The sequence below is a fragment of the Pseudomonas sp. Os17 genome (assembly GCF_001547895.1).
Taxonomy (GTDB): Bacteria; Pseudomonadota; Gammaproteobacteria; order Pseudomonadales; family Pseudomonadaceae; genus Aquipseudomonas.
Genome location: NZ_AP014627.1, coordinates 1,156,684 through 1,177,276, shown reverse-complemented (window position 1 = coordinate 1,177,276; position 20,593 = coordinate 1,156,684). Strand labels below are relative to the sequence as shown.

Below are 20,593 nucleotides of genomic sequence, written 5' to 3'. Positions count from 1 at the left end.
CTGATGAGAACCTATCAGTCAGATTGATGCCGCTGCACTGGCCGCGGCCACCAGGCACTCCTTGGCGCTCTTCCTGAGTTTCTTGATCAGCCGCTCCTGGCGCAGGGCCTCGCTCTTGTCTCGGCAGGCTTCGGTGTAGACCAGGGCCACCGCCGGGCTGGAGAGAAAGAAACGCGCGCCCTTGCCACTCTGGTGCTTGGCAAAGCGCTTCACCGGGTCGTCGCTGATGCCGCAGTAGAGAGCGCCATTGGCCGCGCGCACCAGGTACACAAACCAGGGTTTGCTGGCAGGCGCAGGCCGCTCGGCGGCAATTGCGGGGGTTGGATCAGGGCTGCTCACAAAAAGAATCGGGGCCTGTGGATAACCAGCCGCGATCTTAACAGAGGATGGCTTTCAGCGACCGCCCTGGAAGGCCTTGAGGCCCTTGCGGGCCTGAGCGCGAACGGCGTTCTTGAGCAGCGGCGTCCAGCCCAGCAACAGGCCCTTGGCCCCGAGGGCCTGACGCGCCCAACGCCACATGTCGAAATGATCGTGGTGCTCGCAGATCTTGCCGTCGCGAAACACGAAGCGCGCCTGAATGTCATTGACCACGGTGTTGCCGGTCTGGCTGAACAGGTAGGTGGCCACCCAATGCGCGCTGCCGGTGTTCCCATCGGCACGCACCTGATCGAAGGTCAGGGAAAAGTCCTTGGCCCGGGACGTGAGCATGCGCCACATGTCACCGGCATCACGTCCGCGCAATTCACCGAAGGCCGGATCGCTGAACAGCACATCCTCGGTATAACAGGCGCTCATGGCCTCGGCATCGAGCCGCTGGAAGGCCTGGTAGAACTCGGTGATCAGGGCGCGCTGGGCATCACTCATGGACAGACTCCGGAAAGGCAAGGGAATGCCAGCACAATAATCCCCATGCCTCGGGAAGACTATCGGCATTTGCCAGGCAAATACCGACAGCGAAGTCCGTCAGATTTTCTCGCTTTGCACCTGCACATACAGCGAACGACCGGCGCCCAGGCCGGCGATGATCGCCCCGCTGCCCAACACGGCGAAGATCCAGCCCACGGCGTTCCAGCCACCGGTCCAGTCGTGCACCAGCCCCACCGCAAAGGGCCCCATGGACGCCAGGGTGTAACCGATGCCCTGGGCCATGCTCGACAGGTTGGCCGCCACATGGGTGTCCCGCGAGCGCAGCACGATCAGGGTCAGGGCCAGGCTGAAAGTGCCGCCCTGCCCCAGGCCCAGCAGGATCGCCCAACCCCACAAGCCGTCCAGCGGCGCATACAGGCAACCGAACAGGCCGCCCAGGGTCATCAGCATGACCATCACGATGGCCAGGCGCTGGTCCTTGCCGCGGGTCGCCAGCCAGGGCGCCGCCAGGGAGCTGGCCAGTTGCACGATCACCGATCCGGAGAGCACCAGTCCGGCCTGGGTCGGACTCAGCCCGCGGCCGATCAGGATCGACGGCAGCCAGCCAAACACGATGTAGGCCAGGGAGGACTGCAGGCCCATGTACAGGGTGACCTGCCAGGCCAGGCGATCACGCAGCAACCCGCGCACACGGAAGGCGACATGATGGGCGCCGTGTTTGTGCCCCACTTGCGGCAACCAGAACAGCGCCGCCGCCAGCGCCGGCACGACCCAGAACCCCAGGCCCATGGCCCAATTGCTACCGAAGTGCTGGCTCAGGGGCACCGTCGCGCCTGCCGCCATCGCTGCCCCCAGGCACAGGGCCATGGTGTAGACCCCGGTCATGGTGCCTGCATGGCGGGCAAAATCGCGCTTGACGATGCCCGGCAGCAGCACCCCGATCACGCCGATGCTGGCGCCGGCCAGGATGCTCCCGGCAAAGACGCCGAACTCCCCCAGGGAACTGCGCAGCACAATGCCCAGGGCCAGGGTCAGGAGAATCCCCAGCACCACCCGCTCGGCACCAAAACGCCGGGCCAGCAGCGGCGCCAAAGGCGCGAACAAGCCCAGGCACAGCACCGGCAGAGTGGTCAGCAGGCCGGCCTTGGCGGCTGACAGCCCCAGTTGCTGCGACACATCGCTGAGCAACGGCGCCATGCTCGACAGCGCCGGACGCAGGTTCAGCGCCACCAGAATCAGCCCCAGCAGCAACAGCCAGGGCCGGCGCACCGCGGGTGGGGCCTGCTGAAGCTCCTCGTCATCGGCCTCGGCGTCGATCAGCAGCTCTTCGAGTTCGGCAGGACGCCGAGGAGCAGACGGGGTATTCGGGGGTACCTGGTGATTGGACATGAAGGTCTCGGATTCAGGATTCGTTGATCAACTGGCGGGACAACTGCTTGGCCTGCTCGGGGTCGCCCTGTTCGATGGCATCCAGCAGATGCTGATGGAGATCGAAGACGTCCTGGCGACGCGGAGCCTGGGTCAAGGTCTGGCGCAACTGCGCGCCCACCACGCTGGAAAAATAGCGGTACAGCTGGCTGAGGGTCGGGTTGTGGGCGGCATCCACCAGGCGCTGGTGAAAGACCAGGTCGCAGGCGATGTAGCTCTCCAGGTCACCATGAAAATGCCCGCTGCTGGCCTGCAAGGCTTGGTTCAGGGCCTGCAGGTCCTCGTCGGTGCGGCGCAGGGCCGCCAGGCCGACCGCCTCCACTTCGAGGATTTGCCGGGTCTCCCGGGCCTGTTCCAGGGAGCACTGGGACAGGGCCTGGAGCATGTCCAGTGGATCGGCCACCGCTCGCAGGTAGCTGCCGTCGCCCTGGCGGATCTCGATCAGTCCGGAGAACGCCAGCACTCGCATGGCTTCGCGCACGGTATTGCGGCTGATGCCCAGTTCTTGGGCCAGTTCCGGTTCGGTGGGCAAGCGCTGGCCGACCCGCCAGGCACCGCTGTTGATGCGTTTGCGCAGTTGTTCCAGGGCCTGGTCAACCAGGGATTTTTTGATCAGGGGGGATGTTTCGCTCATGGGACTCGCTCAATCATCCAATCATCGGATGAATTGTCCGACATGGTATTCAGGCTTTTCCGAGAGTTCAACGATTTAGGCTGGAGGAGGCACTTTCGCCAAGGCAAACAGGCCTTGACAAAAAACCCTATAAGGGTAATTTCGGTCAAGCCTCAAGGGTGTCTCATGGAAAAGAAAACACCTCATTACGACCTGTCGCTGATCAAGGCACAGGTCGTTCGGCATGGAGCACACGCCTTCACTCGAAGCGCATTGCGCTGCGGCAAGGAACTCGGATTGTCCCTGGCCGCCATGCAACGAGTGATCGCCGGACTGCAGGGCAGCCTGTTCTACAAATCGATGACCACCTATGGCGATCACCGGCTGTGGCAGGACGTGTATTACACCCGCATCGATAACCGGACGCTCTACATCAAGGTCACCTACCGCCCCGGTGCAGGGCCTCCAGTGATCTCCTTCAAGGAGGCAGAGACATGAAACGACAACAATGCTACAGCTGCGGCGCTCCCACCGGCATGCTGGCCTTCGAGCAGCGCAGCGAGCTCATCGACTACCGGCACCTGCAGCGTCAGCTCCATGGCCTGGCGGGCTGGGAATGCCAGGAGTGCGGTGAAATCGAATTCGATGCCCAGAGTGCAGAGCGCTATGCCGCCGCGGGCGACCACTTGCTGGAGGAGTACCGGCAGAACGTCGCCGCCGACCTGAAGCGCATCCGCCGCAAGCTGCACCTCTCGCAGAAAGAAGCGGTCAAACTGCTGTCCGGCGGCGGGCACAACGCCTTTTCCCGTTACGAGCGCGGCGAAGTCGGCGTGCCCCAACCGCTGTACGTGCTGATGCGCCTGCTGGATCGCCACCCACGGTTGATGAAGGACGTACTGGAGCTTGGCGAACCACGGCTGGCGCCCTCAGCCTTGGGCGACCACCCCGAACCACAGCTCGGCGCTGCCGGCAGCTGAATGCCGGGCAAAAATAAACCCGGAGCCAGTCCGGGTTTATCGTCAGCGCCAGCCGTGCATCAGGATCAATGCAGGATCTGGCTCAGGAACAGCTTGGTGCGGTCGTTCTGCGGGTTGTCGAAGAAGTCGTTGGGGGCCGCCTGCTCGACGATTTCGCCCTTGTCCATGAAGATCACCCGATTGGCCACGGTGCGGGCAAAGCCCATTTCATGGGTCACGCAGAGCATGGTCATGCCGTCTTCCGCCAGGCCGATCATGGTATCGAGCACCTCCTTGACCATTTCCGGGTCCAGGGCCGAGGTGGGTTCGTCGAACAGCATGATCTTGGGCTTCATGCACAGCGCCCGGGCAATCGCCACCCGTTGCTGCTGGCCACCGGACAGCTGGCCCGGGTACTTGTTGGCCTGCTCCGGAATGCGCACCCGCTCCAGATAGTGCATGGCGATTTCCTCGGCCTTGCGCTTGGGCATCTTGCGCACCCACATCGGCGCCAGGGTGCAGTTTTGCAGGATGGTCAGGTGCGGGAACAGGTTGAAGTGCTGGAACACCATGCCCACTTCCCGGCGAATGGCCTCGATCTGCTTGAGGTCGTTGGTCAGCTCGACGCCATCCACCACGATGCGTCCCTGCTGGTGCTCTTCCAGGCGGTTGAGGCAGCGGATGGTGGTGGACTTGCCCGAGCCCGAAGGCCCGCACAGCACGATGCGCTCACCCTGCCTGACGTTGAGGTTGATGTCCTTCAACACGTGGAACTGGCCGTACCACTTGTTCACACCCTGCATCTGAATAATGCCTTCAGGGCCCACAGGCTTTTTGTTCGCTTCACTCATGGAGATACTCCTAACGCTTGTGGCCTGTGTCCAACTTACGCTCCAGATGCATGGAGTAGCGGGACATACCGAAACAGAAAATCCAGAACACCAGGGCCGCGAAGACATAGCCTTCGGTGGCCATGCCCAGCCATTTGGGATCGGCGGCGGCTTGCTTGACGCTGTTGAGCAGGTCGAACAGGCCGATGATGATCACCAGGCTGGTGTCCTTGAACAGGGCGATGAAGGTGTTGACGATGCCGGGAATCACCAGCTTCAGGGCCTGGGGCAGAATCACCAGGCCCATGGCCCGCCAATAACCCAGGCCCATGGCCGCAGCGGCTTCGTACTGGCCCTTGGGAATGGCTTGCAAGCCACCGCGCACCACCTCGGCCACATAGGCCGACTGGAACAGGATCACCCCGATCAGGGCCCGCAACAGCTTGTCGAAGTTCATGCCCTCGGGCAGGAACAGCGGCAGCATCACCGAGGACATGAACAGCACGGTGATCAGCGGCACGCCGCGCCAGAACTCGATGAAGGTCACGCAGACCACGCGAATCGCCGGCAGGTTGGAGCGTCGCCCCAATGCCAGCAGGATCCCCAGCGGCAGGGCTCCGGCAATCCCCACCGTGGCGATCACCAGGGTCAGCATCAGACCGCCCCATTGGCTGGTGGCGACATTGCTCAAGCCCAGGTAACCGCCATGCAGCAAGGTGTAGGCAACCACCGGGTACCACACCAGGAAACACAAGCCGTAGATCGCCTTGCGGGCAAAGCGCGAGATGAACAACGGCGCCACGCCGATCACCGCCAGCCACACGGTCAGGTCCACCCGCCAGCGCAGTTCCACCGGGTAGTAGCCATACATGAACTGGCCGAAACGCTGCTGGATGAACACCCAGCAGGCGCCGTCCTTGGTGCAATCGGCACGGGTGGTGCCGACCCAGTTGGCGTCGAGGATCGCCCAATGCAGGAGCGGCGGCACCACCAGGTAGATCAGGTAGAAGGCAAACAGGGTCAACAGGGTGTTGAGCCAGCTGGAAAACATGTTGGCGCGCATCCACGCCAGCACGCCGATACTGCGGCTGGGCGGCGGCATGTCGGGCTTGAAAGTATGAGTTGTCATGGGCGCTTCCTCACCGCTCGATCAGCGCAATGCGCTTGTTGTACCAGTTCATCAGCAGGGAAATGCTGATGCTGATCGCCAGGTACACGCTCATGGTGATGGCAATGACCTCGATGGCCTGGCCGGTCTGGTTGAGCACCGTGCCGGCGAACAGCGAAACCATTTCCGGGTAGCCGATACCCGCGGCCAGGGACGAGTTCTTCGCCAGGTTCAGGTATTGGCTGGTCAACGGCGGAATGATCACCCGCAGGGCCTGGGGAATGATCACCTTGCGCAGGGTCGGGCCGTTGCGCAGCCCCAGGGAGCGGGCCGCCTCGGTCTGGCCGTGGCTCACCGACTTGATCCCGGAGCGCACGATCTCGGCGATGAATGCCGCGGTGTAGACGGTCAGGGCCAGGGTCAGGGCCAGCAGCTCGGGAATCAGCACCCAGCCGCCAACGAAGTTGAAGCCTTGCAGCTTCGGCAACTCCCAATGCACCGGCGAACCGAACAACAGGGTGCACAACGCCGGAATCACCAGCAGCAGCGCCAATCCGCACCAGAACTTGTGGAACGGCACCCCGGTTTCTTCAAAGCGTTTGTTGGCCCAGCGGCACATCAGCACGATGGCGACGATGGCCAGCACCACACTCGCCACGAACGCCCAGAACCCCGGGGCCATTTGCGCCGCCGGCATGTTCAGGCCCCGGCTGCTGACAAAGAAGGTGTCGCCGAAGTTGTGGCTGTTGCGCGGCCCCGGCATGGTCAGGAACACCGCGAAGTACCAGAACAGGATCTGCAGCAGCGGCGGAATGTTGCGGAACACTTCCACATACACCGTCGCCAGCTTGTTGATGATCCAGTTCTGCGACAGCCGCGCCACCCCGATGATGAACCCCAGCAGGGTCGCCAGGATTACCCCGATAAAGGTCACCAGCAGCGTATTGAGCAGGCCGATGACGAAGACCCGGGCATAGCTGTCCGCTTCGGTGTAGGCAATCAGGTGTTGAGCGATGCCGAAACCGGCGCTGCGCTCAAGAAAGTCGAAACCCGAGGTGATACCCCGGTGCTGAAGGTTGGTTTGCGTGTTGTCGAACAGAAACCAGCCCAGCGAAACCACCGCCACGAGGGTGATGATCTGGAACAGCCAGGCGCGCACACGCGGATCGCTGAGGCTAAGCCTCTGCTTGGGTGCGCCGATAGAATTTTGCATGAAGTGCCCCAGGAATAATGGAACAGAACATCACCCGGCGGTTGGCCCGCCGGGTGATAGAACCATCAGCGCACAGGTGGTGCGTATTGGATGCCGCCGTTGTTCCACAGCGCGTTCAGGCCGCGGTCGATGGCCAGTGGCGTGCTCTTGCCGAGGTTCTTCTCGAACACTTCACCGTAGTTACCTACTTGCTTGACGATCTGTACTACCCAGTCCTTCGGCAGTTTCAGGTCTTTGCCGTATTCACCGTCCGCGCCCAGCAGACGTGCCACATCAGGGTTCTTGGTCGACTTGGCTTCAGCTTCGACGTTTTTCGAAGTGATGCCCGCCTCTTCGGCGTTGAGCATGGCGAACAGGGTCCACTTGACGATGCTGAACCACTCTTCGTCGCCCTTACGCACCACCGGGCCCAGCGGCTCCTTGGAGATGGTTTCCGGCAGCACGACATAATCGGTCGGGGTCGCCAGCTTGCTGCGCTGTGCGTAAAGCTGGGACTTGTCGGATGTCAGCACGTCGCAACGTCCGGATTCCAGGGACTTGGCGCTTTCATCGGAAGTGTCAAAGGTAATCGGGGTGTATTTCAGACCATTGCCACGGAAGTAGTCCGACACGTTCAGCTCGGTAGTGGTACCGGCTTGAATACAGATGGTCGCACCGTCCAGCTCCTTGGCACTTTTCACACCCAGTTTGTTGTTCACCAGGAAGCCGATGCCGTCGTAGTAAGTGACACCGGCAAACATCAGGCCCATGCCCGCGTCGCGAGAGCTGGTCCAGGTGGTGTTGCGCGACAGCACGTCGATTTCGCCGGATTGCAGCGCGGTGAAGCGCTCCTTGGCGTTCAACTGGCTGAACTTGACCTTGGTCGCGTCACCGAATACTGCAGCAGCCACTGCGCGGCAAACGTCGGCGTCGATCCCGAGGATCTTGCCGGTCGCATCCGGTACCGAGAAGCCCGGCAGACCATCACTGACGCCGCACTGTACGAAACCTTTCTTCTGTACTGCATCCAGAGTCGCACCCGCCTGTGCGAAACCGCTTGTAGCCAGGACCGTGGCCGCCGTGACAGCGGCCAGGGTGGATTTCAACATCTTCATTCAAACCTCCAGTTTTGCTCTTGTTGTGTCGGAGCTTGAGTCCTGCCGCACCCTCATGAGGCGCTGTTGACCCGTGTAGGCTTTTTTATGGGGTCAAGCGGCGTAAGACCTTCGCTATGAGTCTAGTAGGAGAAATCCACGTAATGGGGGGCCTACATCTCACCAATCGGCCGAACGGGCTGTAGCCCTTTGCAGTTCGCAAAGCCCGTAGCGGCCATTGGCGAACCTGTATCAGAGGAGGTTGGCTATGCCATCGCCCGCGGTAGCCTGTTAGTGTTACCGCCGGCAGAGAGTGCTATCACTTCCACTCCTCTTTCTGAGCCATAGCAAAGCCCGTACCACAGTTTCGGCTAAAGCGTTTCAGCCAGTGGTCAATAGCAAAACGTTCAACCGTGCGACATCTTCTTCACCGATCAACCGGGCGCGCCCCTTGACCTCGCACTCAATCAGCGCGCACGCACAAAAATGGAGCAGCCATGACCGAGCCCTTGATTCTTCAGCCCAGCAAGCCCGCAGATGCCTGTGTGATCTGGCTTCACGGCCTGGGAGCGGACCGTTACGACTTCCTGCCGGTGGCCGAGATGCTGCAGGAAAAACTCTTGAGCACCCGCTTCGTCCTGCCCCAGGCGCCGACCCGTGCCGTGACCATCAATGGCGGATATGCCATGCCCAGTTGGTACGACATTTTGGCCATGAACCCGGCTCGTGCGATCAGTCGTGAACAGCTCGACGAATCATCCGATGAAGTCATCAGACTTATCGAAGAGCAACGCGCCAGCGGAATAGACGCCTCGCGAATTTTCCTGGCAGGTTTCTCCCAGGGGGGCGCCGTCGTACTGCACACCGCCTTCCTCAAGTGGCAGGGTCCGTTGGGTGGCGTGCTTGCCCTCTCCACTTACGCACCGACCTTTGGCGACGAACTGCAACTTTCCGCCAGCCAACAGCGGATTCCGGTGCTGTCGCTGCATGGCCAGTACGACGAAGTGGTGCAAAACGCCATGGGCCGCACCGCCTACGAGTATTTGAAGCAGCATGGTGTCACCGTGACATGGCAGGAATACCCAATGGGGCACGAGGTGTTACCAGAAGAAATCAGCGATATCGGCACCTGGCTGAACGAGCGTTTGCGCTAGAAAATCCGCCTCCAACCGGGGGCCAGAGCAACAGACTACGCCGCGCCCGTTTCTTGCATTACACTGGCCGGCGTACATTCCTTAACCAATTGATGAGATGACCGTGCTCAAAGCACTCAAGAAAATCTTCGGTAAAAGCGAGGCTGAGCCGCTCGCGCCAGGCCCCAGTGCCCCTTCCCCCAGTTCCAGCAGCCGTAATGACGGCCGTCAGCCGGAACGGAGCGCACCCGCTACCGCAGCTAAAAAAGAACCGGTGAACACACCGGCCGCCCCTTCTGCTCCCAAAGCGCCACGCCAAGAGAAGCCCAAGGCCGAGCAACCCAAGCCTGAGCAGCCGCGCCGTCCGCGCGCACCCAAGCCGCCCGCCAGTACCTGGAAACTTGAAGACTTCGTGGTCGAACCCCAGGAAGGCAAGACCCGTTTCCACGACTTCAAGCTGGCACCGGAACTGATGCACGCCATCCAGGACCTGGGCTTTCCTTATTGCACGCCGATCCAGGCCCAGGTGCTGGGCTATACCCTGGCGGGCAAGGACGCCATCGGCCGGGCCCAGACCGGCACCGGCAAGACCGCCGCGTTCCTGATCTCGATCATCACCCAGTTGCTGCAGACCCCGCCGCCCAAAGAGCGCTACATGGGCGAGCCACGGGCGCTGATCATTGCCCCGACCCGGGAGCTGGTGGTGCAGATCGCCAAGGACGCCGCGGCGCTGACCAAGTACACCGGCCTCAACGTCATGACCTTCGTCGGCGGCATGGACTTCGACAAACAGCTCAAGCACCTGGAAGCCCGCCACTGCGACATCCTGGTAGCCACCCCGGGCCGTCTGCTGGACTTCAACCAGCGCGGCGACGTGCACCTGGACATGGTCGAAGTGATGGTGCTGGACGAAGCCGACCGCATGCTCGACATGGGCTTCATCCCGCAGGTGCGGCAGATCATCCGCCAGACCCCGCCCAAGAGCGAACGCCAGACCCTGCTGTTCTCCGCCACCTTCACCGATGACGTGATGAACCTGGCCAAGCAATGGACCACCGATCCGGCGATCGTCGAGATCGAGGCCGAGAACGTCGCCAGCGAAAACGTCGAACAGCACATTTATGCCGTGGCCGGGGCCGACAAGTACAAGCTGCTGTACAACCTGGTCACCGACAACGGCTGGGAACGGGTCATGGTCTTCGCCAACCGCAAGGATGAAGTGCGGCGCATCGAGGAACGCCTGGTGCGCGACGGGGTGAACGCCGCCCAGCTGTCCGGCGACGTGCCGCAGCACAAGCGGATCAAGACCCTGGAAGGCTTCCGCGAAGGCAAGATCCGGGTGCTGGTGGCCACCGACGTGGCCGGCCGCGGCATTCACATCGACGGCATCAGCCATGTGATCAACTTCACCCTGCCGGAAGTGCCGGACGACTACGTGCACCGCATCGGCCGTACCGGGCGTGCCGGGGCCGAGGGCGTGTCCATCAGCTTCGCCGGCGAGGACGACTCCTACCAGCTGCCCTCGATCGAAGCCCTGCTGGGACGCAAGATCAGCTGCGAGATGCCGCCCGCCGAACTGCTGCGCCCTGTAGAGCGCAAACGCCCGCAAGCCTGATCACGGGCGCACCCAAAAAACGCAGCCATTACCGGCTGCGTTTTTTTTCGCCTGGATATTGCCCGCAAAAACTAAAAGTCCATAATGGACAAATTAGTTTAATTTGATGGGAGCCCTTGCATGTCCAGCACGCCCTACCTGATGGCCCGACCCGAAGCCCGCCAGTGGCTCGGGCAAATCGACGTCCCGCAGATTTTGCGCAAACTGTTCCGCGACCTGGCCGCCGGACTCGCCGTGCAACCGGCGCAGCAGCTGGTGGAGTTTCCCCAGGGCGCCGGCGACTTCATCAACTACCTGGGGGTGCTGGCTGAAGATCGGGTGTACGGGGTCAAGACTTCGCCCTACATCGTCCGCGCCGAAGGCCCGCTGGTCACCGCCTGGACCCTGCTGATGTCCATGGACAGCGGCCAGCCGCTGCTGCTGTGCGACGCCGCCGAACTGACCACCGCACGCACCGCCGCCACCACGGCGGTCGCCGTCGAGGCACTGGCCACGCCCGAGGCCCGGCACCTGACGATCATCGGCAGCGGCGCGGTGGCCCAGGCTCACCTGCACTACGTGAAAGACCTGCGCCCCTGGCAGAGCATCCGCCTCTTTTCCCCAAGCCTTGCGAGCAAATCCGCCGAGGAGCTTGCGCGTCTCAAGGCCCTCGATCCGCGCCTGCAAATCGTCCCGCAGCTTGAAGAGGCTGTCGAAGATGCCGACGTGATCATGCTTTGCACTTCCTCCGCCGGGCCGGTGATCGATCCGCGCCGCCTCGGCAAGCCGGCGCTGATCACCTCCATCAGCACCAACGCACCACGGGCCCATGAAGTGCCGCCCGCGGCCCTACCGGAGCTGCAGGTCTACTGCGACTACCGGCGCACCACCCCGGGCTCGGCCGGCGAGATGCTGATCGCCGGCGAACAGCACGGCTGGGACAGCGCGGCGATCCTCGGCGACCTGCCGGAGCTGCTCAGCGGCCAGGCCCGGCGCCCCAATGCCGAGCGCCACGTGTTCTTCCGCTCCATCGGCCTGGGCCTGGAAGACATCGCCCTGGCCAATGCCCTGTACCACTTGCAACGCCAGCCCTAAGCCCCCGTCACCTGCATCTTTTCCGGAGTTATCAATGACCCAGGCAGACTTCATCATCATCGGCGGCGGTATCGCCGGGGCCTCCACCGGTTACTGGCTGTCGCGCCACGGCCGGGTCATCGTGCTGGAACGCGAGTCACACCCGGCCTACCACTCCACCGGCCGCTCCGCCGCGCTCTACACCGCTGCCTATGGCACTGCCCAGGTGCGCGCCTTGACCCTGGCCAGCCGGGACTTTTTCGACCACCCGCCAGAGGGTTTCTGCGAACACCCACTGCTGACGCCACGGGGCGAAATGACCGTGGACTTCAACGGTGACCCGGCCGAACTGAACAACCAGTACCTGAGCGCCAAGGCCACGGTGCCGGAGATGCAACTGCTCAGTGCCGACGAAGCCTGCGCCCGCCTGCCGATCCTGCGCCGTGAAAAGGTCCACGGGGCCCTCTACGACCCCACTGCCAGCGACATCGACACCGACGCCCTGCACCAAGGCTACCTGCGGGGCATTCGCCGCCATCAGGGCCAGGTCCATACCGACCATGAAGTGCTGGGGTTACGCCGTGATGAACAAGGGCTGTGGCAGGTCCAAACCAGCGGCCAGACCTTCAGCGCCCCCCTGCTGATCAACGCCGCCGGCGCCTGGGCCGACCAGATCGGCGCCATGGCCGGCGCGCGCCGCCTGGGCCTGCAACCCAAGCGCCGCGCGGCGTTTATTTTCGCGGGCCCGGAAGGGCTCGATATTCACCAGTGGCCGATGTTGGTGAGCCTGGACGAATCCTTCTACATGAAGCCCGACGCCGGCATGTTCCTCGGCTCGCCGGCCAACGCCGACCCGGTGGAGCCCCACGATGTGCAGCCCGAGGAACTGGACATTGCCCTGGGCATCTACCAGATCGAAGAAGCCACCACCCTGAGCATCCGACGTCCAACCCGGACCTGGGCCGGCCTGCGCAGCTTTGTCAGCGACGGTGATCTGCTGGCCGGTTTTGATCCACAGGTGCCCGGGCTGTTCTGGGTCGCCGGGCAAGGCGGCTACGGCATCCAGACCTCCCCGGCCATGGGCCAGGCCAGCGCCGCCCTGGTGCGGGGCCAGCCGCTGCCGGAACAGCTGACCCGCTTCGGCCTCACGCCCGCCATGCTGTCCCCTGCCCGCCTCGGCTGAAGGCCCTCAAGATAACGCGCCCGAACGATTGCGGCACACTCCCAGCGCCCGCCAACGGCGGGCGCCGATGCCGCCTGGAGTACGACCCATGACCTCACCCGCAAAGGACCCTGCCCTGGACAACTTCCGGGCGATTGCCGATGCCATTGCCACGCTGTTCTTCCCTCACGCCGAGGTGGTGCTCCACGACCTGCGCACGCAGAAGATCGACTACATCGCCAACAACCTGTCCAAGCGCGAAGTGGGCGACGATGCAGCCCTGGAAGACCTGCTCAGTGGCGACAGCGAGGAGCGCAATATCGGCCCCTATGAAAAGCTCAACTGGGACGGGCAGAAGATCCGCAGCCTCAGCAGCGTGCTGCGCGACAGCCACGGCCAGCCAATGGCCGTGCTGTGCATCAACCTGAACATCTCGCTGCTGGAAAACGCCAAGGCGGCGCTGGACCTGTTCCTCTCGCCGAGCAAACTGATTCCCCAGCCCGACTCGCTGTTTCGCGACGACTGGCAGGAACGCATCAACACCTTCCTGCACAACTGGCTGCGCGAACGCCAGCTGGGGCTGAACCTGCTGACCCGCGACCACAAGCGCGAGCTGGTGCTGGCGCTGCACGCCGAGGGCGCCTTCAAGGGCAAGAGCGCCTCCAACTACGTGGCCAACGTGCTGAACATGGGCCGGGCCACGGTGTACAAGCACCTGAAGGAATTGAAGGGACAGTAAAGGTTCGCGAGCAAGCCCGCTCCTACACGCAATTGCACAACACCTGTAGGAGCGAGCTCGCTCGCGAAGGCGTCCTCAAGAACACCGCAATGTCTCAATCCCCATAAATATCCGACTTGAAGTACTTGGCCTGGATCTTCTGATATTCGCCCTTGGCGCGAATCTCATCGATGGCCTTGTTCAACTCGCCCACCAGTTCACTGTTGCCCTTGCGCACCGCGACCCCCGCGCCCTCGCCGACGTACTTCGGATCCTTCAACTCGGGCCCGACAAAGGCGTAGTCGGCGCCGCGAGGCATCGACAGGAAATCGTCCAGGGGAATGGTGTCGGCGAAGATCGCGTCCAGGCGCCCGGCCGCCAGGTCCATGTAGATCTCTTCGTTGTTGCTGTAGCGCACCACCTTGATGCCCTTGGGCTCGAAGACCTCGGTGGCGAAACGATCGGTGGTGGTGGAACGCTGCACGCCCACGGTCTTGCCCTTGAGGCTGGCGTACTGGTCATCCACCACCGCGCCCTTCTTCATCACCAGGCGCGACGAGGTGAAGTAGTACTTGTGGGTGAAATCCACCGATTTACGGCGTTCCGCGGTGATGGTCATGGAGGACAGCGCGGCGTCGATCTTCTTCACCTTCAACGAGGGAATCAGGCCGTCGAACTCGCCCTCGATCCACTCGCACTTGACCTGCATCTGCGCGCACAGGGCATTGCCGATGTCGTAGTCAAAACCGCCGATCTTGCCGTCGGCGGTCTTGAAGGCGAACGGCGGATAAGCCGCCTCGATGCCCAGGCGCAGGGTTTTCTCGGCAGCCATCAGGCTGCTGCACGCCAACAGGCTCAAGGCCAGGCCACTGATGAGGGGGAATTTTTTCATGTTCGTTCTCTCGCGGGTTGTTGTTGGTTTGGCAAGACAGAAGGAAGGGGTGAAACGGGAGACGCTGTATTTGTACTTGTAATTCCATACTGGACTTTTACGTACATATCGTCAACGGCGCGCGCAGCGACTTATCCCCAGCGGTCGGCGGGAACAGTCGCAGTCGATTGCAGGCAGGATTGCGGCGGGATCCGGCCCCGCCGGCAGGCATCAGGGGATCAGGCTTTCCAGCGCTCGGCCGCAGCGTGATCACTGTCGCGGCCTTCCACCCAGCGCGGGCCGTCGGCGGTGTTTTCCTTTTTCCAGAACGGCGCGCGAGTCTTCAGATAATCCATGACAAAGGCACAGGCATCGAAGGCCGCCTGGCGATGGGCACTGGCCGCGCCGACGAAGACTATCGGCTCGCCCGGTTCCAGGGCGCCGACGCGGTGCAGCACCTGCAATTGCAACAGCGGCCAGCGCTGCTCGGCTTCGGCCGCAATCTTGCCCAGGGCCTTTTCGGTCATGCCCGGGTAATGCTCCAGGAACATGCCGTGCACGTCCTGGCCGTCATTGAAATCGCGCACGTAGCCGACAAAACTGACCACCGCGCCCACCCCGGTATTGGCGGCGTGCATGGCATTGACTTCGGCGCCGGGATCGAAGGCCGCGGCTTGCACACGAATCGCCATCTCAGCCTCCGGTCACGGTGGGAAAGAACGCCACTTCATCGCCGTCCGCCAGGGGTTCGTCCAACTGGCACAGCTCTTCGTTGCGGGCGCACATCAGGTTCTGTTCGGCGAGCACGGCGGCCCCGTCACGGGACAGCAGCGCCTGGCGCACATCGTCGACACAGGCAAAGTCACCCTCGACAAGCACACCATCGAGCTTCAGGGCCTCACGGTAGCGGGCAAAGAACTTCACCGAGATCTTCATGCGTCAGCCACCCGGTAATGGCCGCTCTTGCCGCCGGTCTTCTCCAGCACCCGCACGCCTTCGATGATCATGCCGCGGTCCACGGCCTTGCACATGTCATAGATCGTCAGCGCGGCGACGCTGGCGGCGGTCAACGCCTCCATCTCCACCCCGGTCTGCCCCGACAGCTTGCAACGGGCCACGATGTGTACGCTGTCTTCGCCCTCGGCACTGAGCTCGACCTTGACGCTGGTCAGCATCAACGGATGGCACAGGGGGATCAGCTCGCTGGTCTTCTTCGCTGCCTGAATCCCGGCGATGCGCGCCACGGCAAATACATCGCCCTTGGGGTGACCGCCACTGACGATCATCTGCAGGGTTTGCGGGAGCATGCGCACCCGGGCTTCGGCCGCCGCCTCGCGAAAAGTCACGGCCTTGTCGGTGACGTCGACCATATTGGCGCGCCCCTGGGAATCGAGATGAGTCAGCACGGCGTTACTCCTGATCAGGTGGGCCGATTGTAAACCTGCGGGTCAATTTTTCGCACGGGGCATCTGCCTGCGCCAAACGGCAATCAGCCCGACGAATAGGGCGCATCAGAACAACGAATTGGAGCCCGGCGCTGGATAACCGTACAACAGCGCCAACATCCAAAAAAGGAAGTCGCTTCATGGCCTTGTTCGTTTCAATCCTGCTCAGTCTGCTCGCCGGTTTCGCCGTGCCCCTCCAGGCCGGGACCAACGCCCGCCTGGGCACCCTGCTGGGGCATCCACTGTGGGCCACCGGTGTTTCGCTGCTGGTCAGCCTGCTGGTGCTGGGGGTCCTGCTGCTGTTCATCAAGGTGCCCAAGCCCAATCTCATGGCCGCCCTGCAAGGTCCCTGGTGGATCTGGATGGGCGGCCTGGCCGGGGTGCTGTACATCACCGTCGCGCTGTTGATGGCGCCGCGCCTGGGGGCGCTGAACTTCATCATGGTGGTGATCATCGGCCAGTTGCTGATCTCGCTGATCATCGACTACTTCGGGCTGGTGGGCCTGCCACGCAAGGACATCAGCCTGCAGAAGCTGATCGGCGTGCTGGTGGTGATCGGCGGCTTCGTCATCACCACCCGTGGCTGAAGTACCGCCTCAGTCCCTGGCTGCGCTGGCCAGCCTGACCTGCTCGCGCAACCAGCGATGCGCCAGGTCATCACTGAAACGCGAATGCCAGATCTGCACGAACTTGAAGGGCGCAATGTTCAGCGGCGGGGCCAAGCGCAGCAGTCCCTGCGGCAGCGGGATCTCGTCCAGGGTGCGGCTGGCCACGGTGAGGATCAGGTCGGTGCCACGGATCATGTTCGGCGCGGCCCCCCAATGGGGCACGCTGACCGCAATCTGGCGCTGCAGGCCTTCGTCGGCCAGGCGCTGATCGACCTCACCGTTGAAGCAACCGTCCATCGACACCTGCAAATGGGGACGCGCCAGGTAGGTGTTCAAATCCAGGTTTTGCTCCGCGCCCAAGGTGCTGCCATCCACCAGGCAAGAGAAGGTCTCTTCAAACAGCACCTCCTTGGCGATCTCTGCGCCGAGGCTGGGAAACACTCCCAGGGCCAGGTCGATCTGGCCCTGGGCAATCTGCTCGGACATCTCGTGGCGGCTGCCCTGGGTCACCACCAGGCGCATCAACGGCGCCTCACCGCGCAAGCGCACCAGCAGCCGGGGAAGGACGATGGCCGCCGCGTAATCCGACATCGCCAAATGAAAGATCCGCTGCGAGGTGGCCGGGTCAAAGTCCAGGGATTTGCCGAGCAAGGTCTCGATCTGGCTGAGAACCTCCTTGAGGGGCGCCTGCAGGCTACGGGCCAGCGGGCTGAGCAGCACCTCGTTGCCCTGGCGGATCAGCAGCGGATCATCCAGCAGCACCCGCAGCTTGCCCAGGGAATGGCTGATGGCCGGCTGGCTCAGGTGCAGGCGCTCGCCGGTGCGGGTCACATGTTTTTCCGTCAGCAAGGCATCGAGGATTACCAACAGATTCAGGTCGATATTGCGCAGGGAAACGCGGGGCATCCGGTGTTTTCCAACTGGGGAACGCTCGGCGGCGGGAGCGCAGGATAACCCGGGGCCGGGGCCTGGATGCAAAACGGGCGACCCGAAGGCCGCCCGTGCTGGAAGGCATTGCCGTTACAGATGGCTCTCCGCGTACTCCGCCAGGATCGAGCGCGGCACCCCTTGCAGGGTGATGTGCACGCCGTTGGGGAAGTCCTTGAAGCGTTCGGTGAGGTAGGTCAGGCCCGAGCTGGTGGCCGACAGGTAAGGGGTATCGATCTGTGCCAGGTTGCCCAGGCACACCACTTTGGAACCGGCGCCGGCACGGGTGATGATGGTTTTCATCTGGTGCGGGGTGAGGTTCTGGCATTCGTCGATCAGGATCAGGCTCTGCTGGAAGCTGCGGCCGCGGATGTAGTTCAGGGATTTGAACTGCAACGGCACCTTGCTGAGGATGTAGTCGACGCTGCCGTGGGTGTTCTCGTCATCCATGTGCAGGGCTTCGAGGTTGTCGGTGATGGCGCCCAGCCAGGGCTCCATTTTCTCCGCCTCGGTGCCCGGCAGGAAGCCGATCTCCTGGTCCAGCCCCTGCACGCTGCGGGTGGCGATGATGCGCCGGTAGCGCTTGCTGACCATGGTCTGCTCGATGGCCGCGGCCAGGGCCAGGATGGTCTTGCCGGAACCGGCGGCGCCGGACAGGTTGACCAGGTGGATGTCCGGGTCGAGCAGCGCGTACAGCGCCAGGCCCTGATAGATGTCACGCGGTTTCAGGCCCCAGGCTTCCTGGTGCAACAGGGGTTCCTGATGCAGGTCGAGGATCAGCAGCACATCGGCGCGGATCTCCTTGATCCAGCCGACAAAGCCCTGCTCGTCGATGATGAATTCGTTGATATGCACCGCCGGCAGGTTGTCGATCAACTGCACCTGGTGCCAGGTACGGCCGTGATCCTGACGGGTTTCCACCTTGCTTACGCGGTCCCAGAACGAGCCGCTCATGTTGTGGAAACCATTGGGCAGCAGGGACACGTCGTCCACCAGCTGGTCGGTGCTGTAGTCCTCGGCGGCGATCCCGCAGGCCCGCGCCTTGAGGCGCATGTTGATGTCTTTGGTCACCAGCACCACGGGCAGGTCCTTGTTGCGCGCGTGCAGGTCGATCAACTGGTTGATGATGATGTTGTCGTTGAGGTTCTCCGGCAACAGGCTGTTGGGCTCGTTGCGCTTGCTCATGAGGATCGACAGCAAGCCCTTGGGCCCGCTCTTGCCACGCTGGATCGGCACGCCCAGCTCGACATCCTCGGGCGAAGCCTCGCCCAGGGTCTTGTCGATCAGGCGGATCGCCTGGCGGCATTCCGCGGCAACGCTATGGTGTCCGCTCTTGAGCTTGTCCAGCTCTTCGAGGACGGTCATGGGAATGGCGACGTGGTGTTCTTCGAAATTCAGTAAGGCGTTGGGATCGTGAATCAATACATTGGTATCGAGTACATAAAGGATTGGCTGGTTGGAAGAAGAGCTACGTCCGTGGTCATCCATACTCGGTCACCTTATGTGGGAGCCAGTCGACGCAATACCATGGGGTATCGCGCCTCGAATGACCACCGAATTCACCCGCAGGGGGGTCAGGTGAGCTGCACACGAGGAGTCTTGGAAGACGCCACCTGTGTCGCAGGTTTCGGCGGTCTGAGTTCGTAATACTCCAAAAACCGTGACAGGAAAACGCACTTTGACGCTTTTTTGATGTTTATTTTTCAGAGTGACGAAAAGCCCTTGGCGCACTGCCCGCTCACCGTTAAAGTCGGAAGTCCGCCTGCCTCGAAACCCCGCTGAAATCCGCCCCCTTTTGCGCCCACGCCCCGTGTTTCCGGGCACTTGGCCGTTTCAGCGGAACGCGTCCTGACAATCCTCCCAGCCAATCCCGCTCTGCGCGGTCTGCGCCAGCAACCAGGGCAGGCTGGTCTTGACCCCATCCTGCTTGGCATTGAAGGCAATCACCCCGCGCCGCCACAACAGCATCAGGGTCAGCACCCGCTGGCCACTGTCCTCGGCCTTGAGCTTGCCGGCGCCATCCTGGGCGTCGATGTCCCACAACGCCACCTGCATGCCCTGGGCATTGAAGAAACCCTCGGCGTCGGCGCGGCGCTGGCCAAGAGGCGGGCGGAACAGCGGCACGTAGTTTTCCGGCAGCTTGCTCTTCACCAGGTCGGCGCTGCGCTGGATCGAGTACTGCCAGTCCTGCCAGTGGCTGTGGGAGCGGAACTCCCAGCCCTGGACCCCGACGCACTGCCGGGAATACAGCGACTGCAGGCTGGCCACCGAAGCCTTGTCGAGGCGGTTCTGGATGTCGTTGCCGAGGACGAAGAACGTCCCGCTGAGGTTGGCCTTGCGCAGGTAGTTGGTGAGCCAGGGCGTATTGTCCGGCGCCAGGTTGGCGGCGCTGTCGAAGGTCAGCAGAAACAGCCGGTCATTGAGTTCGTCGCCATTGCGCTCGTAATCGCCGAAACGCAGCACCTCGCTGCTGGTCTGCGGTGACAGCGCCGCCTTGCGCAGCAACTCATCCAGGTACTGCTCGTGAAAGCTGCGGCTGGGTTCGCCCCAGCGGGCGTAATAGGAATCCTCGCCGAGCTGGAACTTGCCGGCCTGCTTGCGCAACTGCTGCATGTTTTCCACCAGGAAACAGAACGAAGCGTCCTGATCGCAACTTTGCTGGGCGAAATCGTAGTTCTCCAGCAGGCGCGCCCACAGATGCTCGCGCAGCTCGTTGATCGCCCCCATGTTGATCATGCGCAAGCCCAGGCGCTGCTTGAGCGAGGCCTCGTCCCAGGCCTCGCTGACCAGCAGGGCACGGGCGAAAGTGAGGATCTCGGCCCGCGAGGCGACGTCGAACAGGGTCGGATTGTCGAGCTTTTCCGGCCAGGTGCTGCGATCCAGGGTCGCCGGATCATTGGGCGCCGCCAGCACGCTGACACTCAGTAGCCAGGCCGAGAAGAGAAACGCGATACGCAAAAGGGATGCCTCCAG

The 20,593-nt window shown here is 62.7% G+C and carries 23 protein-coding genes; 8 read left to right on the top strand and 15 right to left on the bottom strand.

Annotated elements, in window-relative coordinates:
• Positions 1-18 precede the first annotated feature (18 nt).
• The 4 genes from POS17_RS05255 to POS17_RS05240 all read right to left on the bottom strand — a co-directional run bounded on the left by POS17_RS05255 (position 19) and on the right by POS17_RS05240 (position 2,929).
• Complete coding sequence (locus POS17_RS05255; RefSeq protein ID WP_060837656.1) at positions 19-339, bottom strand: GIY-YIG nuclease family protein; 321 nt, start codon at positions 337-339, stop codon at positions 19-21.
• 54 nt (positions 340-393) lie between these two features.
• Positions 394-864: a nuclear transport factor 2 family protein gene (locus POS17_RS05250; protein WP_060837655.1), complete on the bottom strand. Its 471-nt coding sequence runs from the start codon at positions 862-864 to the stop codon at positions 394-396.
• A 99-nt stretch (positions 865-963) separates the two neighbouring features.
• Positions 964-2,256: a CynX/NimT family MFS transporter gene (locus POS17_RS05245; RefSeq protein WP_060837654.1), complete on the bottom strand. Its 1,293-nt coding sequence runs from the start codon at positions 2,254-2,256 to the stop codon at positions 964-966.
• A 13-nt stretch (positions 2,257-2,269) separates the two neighbouring features.
• Positions 2,270-2,929 (bottom strand): FadR/GntR family transcriptional regulator, encoded by a 660-nt coding sequence (locus POS17_RS05240; protein ID WP_060837653.1) that lies wholly within the window; start codon positions 2,927-2,929, stop codon positions 2,270-2,272.
• 165 nt (positions 2,930-3,094) lie between these two features.
• Between POS17_RS05240 and POS17_RS05235 the strand changes: the two genes are divergently transcribed.
• Entirely contained in the window at positions 3,095-3,406 is a 312-nt protein-coding gene (locus POS17_RS05235) for a type II toxin-antitoxin system MqsR family toxin (protein WP_060841877.1), read from the top strand.
• The gene (locus POS17_RS05230) at positions 3,403-3,885 is read left to right on the top strand and encodes a type II toxin-antitoxin system MqsA family antitoxin (protein WP_060837652.1); all 483 of its coding nucleotides are present in this window, start codon (positions 3,403-3,405) and stop codon (positions 3,883-3,885) included. The genes POS17_RS05235 and POS17_RS05230 overlap by 4 nt, the downstream gene beginning before the upstream one ends.
• Positions 3,886-3,950: 65 nt before the next feature.
• On the opposite strand, the gene POS17_RS05225 is transcribed toward POS17_RS05230, so the two are convergent.
• The 4 genes from POS17_RS05225 to POS17_RS05210 all read right to left on the bottom strand — a co-directional run bounded on the left by POS17_RS05225 (position 3,951) and on the right by POS17_RS05210 (position 8,109).
• The gene (locus POS17_RS05225; RefSeq protein WP_016965197.1) at positions 3,951-4,715 is read right to left on the bottom strand and encodes an amino acid ABC transporter ATP-binding protein; all 765 of its coding nucleotides are present in this window, start codon (positions 4,713-4,715) and stop codon (positions 3,951-3,953) included.
• Between the two features lie 10 nt (positions 4,716-4,725).
• Positions 4,726-5,823 (bottom strand): amino acid ABC transporter permease, encoded by a 1,098-nt coding sequence (locus POS17_RS05220; protein WP_060837651.1) that lies wholly within the window; start codon positions 5,821-5,823, stop codon positions 4,726-4,728.
• 10 nt (positions 5,824-5,833) lie between these two features.
• Positions 5,834-7,015, bottom strand: a complete 1,182-nt coding sequence (locus tag POS17_RS05215) for an amino acid ABC transporter permease (RefSeq protein WP_060837650.1) — start codon at positions 7,013-7,015, stop codon at positions 5,834-5,836.
• A gap of 65 nt (positions 7,016-7,080) precedes the next feature.
• Positions 7,081-8,109, bottom strand: a complete 1,029-nt coding sequence (locus tag POS17_RS05210; protein ID WP_016965200.1) for an amino acid ABC transporter substrate-binding protein — start codon at positions 8,107-8,109, stop codon at positions 7,081-7,083.
• 476 nt (positions 8,110-8,585) lie between these two features.
• Between POS17_RS05210 and POS17_RS05205 the strand changes: the two genes are divergently transcribed.
• The 5 genes from POS17_RS05205 to POS17_RS05185 all read left to right on the top strand — a co-directional run bounded on the left by POS17_RS05205 (position 8,586) and on the right by POS17_RS05185 (position 13,790).
• Positions 8,586-9,242 carry an alpha/beta hydrolase gene (locus POS17_RS05205; protein WP_060837649.1) on the top strand — a complete coding sequence of 219 codons (657 nt, stop codon included), beginning with the start codon at positions 8,586-8,588 and terminating at the stop codon, positions 9,240-9,242.
• A 97-nt stretch (positions 9,243-9,339) separates the two neighbouring features.
• A complete protein-coding gene (rhlB, locus tag POS17_RS05200) occupies positions 9,340-10,836 on the top strand; it encodes an ATP-dependent RNA helicase RhlB (protein WP_060837648.1) in 1,497 nt (498 codons plus the stop codon).
• A gap of 120 nt (positions 10,837-10,956) precedes the next feature.
• A complete protein-coding gene (locus POS17_RS05195; protein WP_060837647.1) occupies positions 10,957-11,910 on the top strand; it encodes an ornithine cyclodeaminase family protein in 954 nt (317 codons plus the stop codon).
• A 34-nt stretch (positions 11,911-11,944) separates the two neighbouring features.
• Positions 11,945-13,072: an NAD(P)/FAD-dependent oxidoreductase gene (locus POS17_RS05190; protein WP_060837646.1), complete on the top strand. Its 1,128-nt coding sequence runs from the start codon at positions 11,945-11,947 to the stop codon at positions 13,070-13,072.
• 88 nt (positions 13,073-13,160) lie between these two features.
• Positions 13,161-13,790: a helix-turn-helix transcriptional regulator gene (locus POS17_RS05185; RefSeq protein ID WP_060837645.1), complete on the top strand. Its 630-nt coding sequence runs from the start codon at positions 13,161-13,163 to the stop codon at positions 13,788-13,790.
• A 94-nt stretch (positions 13,791-13,884) separates the two neighbouring features.
• Here POS17_RS05185 and POS17_RS05180 read toward each other — a convergent pair whose 3' ends face one another.
• The 4 genes from POS17_RS05180 to moaC form a co-directional block, all read right to left on the bottom strand.
• Positions 13,885-14,661 carry an ABC transporter substrate-binding protein gene (locus tag POS17_RS05180; RefSeq protein WP_060837644.1) on the bottom strand — a complete coding sequence of 259 codons (777 nt, stop codon included), beginning with the start codon at positions 14,659-14,661 and terminating at the stop codon, positions 13,885-13,887.
• Positions 14,662-14,879: 218 nt separating this feature from the next.
• Positions 14,880-15,332 carry a molybdopterin synthase catalytic subunit MoaE gene (gene moaE, locus POS17_RS05175; RefSeq protein ID WP_060837643.1) on the bottom strand — a complete coding sequence of 151 codons (453 nt, stop codon included), beginning with the start codon at positions 15,330-15,332 and terminating at the stop codon, positions 14,880-14,882.
• A 1-nt stretch (position 15,333) separates the two neighbouring features.
• Positions 15,334-15,576 carry a MoaD/ThiS family protein gene (locus POS17_RS05170; RefSeq protein WP_060837642.1) on the bottom strand — a complete coding sequence of 81 codons (243 nt, stop codon included), beginning with the start codon at positions 15,574-15,576 and terminating at the stop codon, positions 15,334-15,336.
• Positions 15,573-16,046, bottom strand: coding sequence for a cyclic pyranopterin monophosphate synthase MoaC (moaC, locus tag POS17_RS05165; RefSeq protein ID WP_060837641.1), 474 nt, complete (start codon positions 16,044-16,046; stop codon positions 15,573-15,575). The genes POS17_RS05170 and moaC overlap by 4 nt, the downstream gene beginning before the upstream one ends.
• 179 nt (positions 16,047-16,225) lie before the next feature.
• Here moaC and POS17_RS05160 point away from each other — a divergent pair, with 179 nt between their 5' ends.
• Positions 16,226-16,672 carry a DMT family transporter gene (locus POS17_RS05160; RefSeq protein WP_047301890.1) on the top strand — a complete coding sequence of 149 codons (447 nt, stop codon included), beginning with the start codon at positions 16,226-16,228 and terminating at the stop codon, positions 16,670-16,672.
• A gap of 9 nt (positions 16,673-16,681) precedes the next feature.
• On the opposite strand, the gene POS17_RS05155 is transcribed toward POS17_RS05160, so the two are convergent.
• The 3 genes from POS17_RS05155 to POS17_RS05145 all read right to left on the bottom strand — a co-directional run bounded on the left by POS17_RS05155 (position 16,682) and on the right by POS17_RS05145 (position 20,578).
• Entirely contained in the window at positions 16,682-17,599 is a 918-nt protein-coding gene (locus POS17_RS05155; protein WP_060837640.1) for a LysR family transcriptional regulator, read from the bottom strand.
• A gap of 114 nt (positions 17,600-17,713) precedes the next feature.
• A complete protein-coding gene (locus POS17_RS05150) occupies positions 17,714-19,108 on the bottom strand; it encodes a PhoH family protein (protein ID WP_060837639.1) in 1,395 nt (464 codons plus the stop codon).
• Positions 19,109-19,453: 345 nt separating this feature from the next.
• The gene (locus POS17_RS05145) at positions 19,454-20,578 is read right to left on the bottom strand and encodes a polysaccharide deacetylase family protein (protein WP_060837638.1); all 1,125 of its coding nucleotides are present in this window, start codon (positions 20,576-20,578) and stop codon (positions 19,454-19,456) included.
• Between the last annotated feature and the right edge of the window lie 15 nt (positions 20,579-20,593).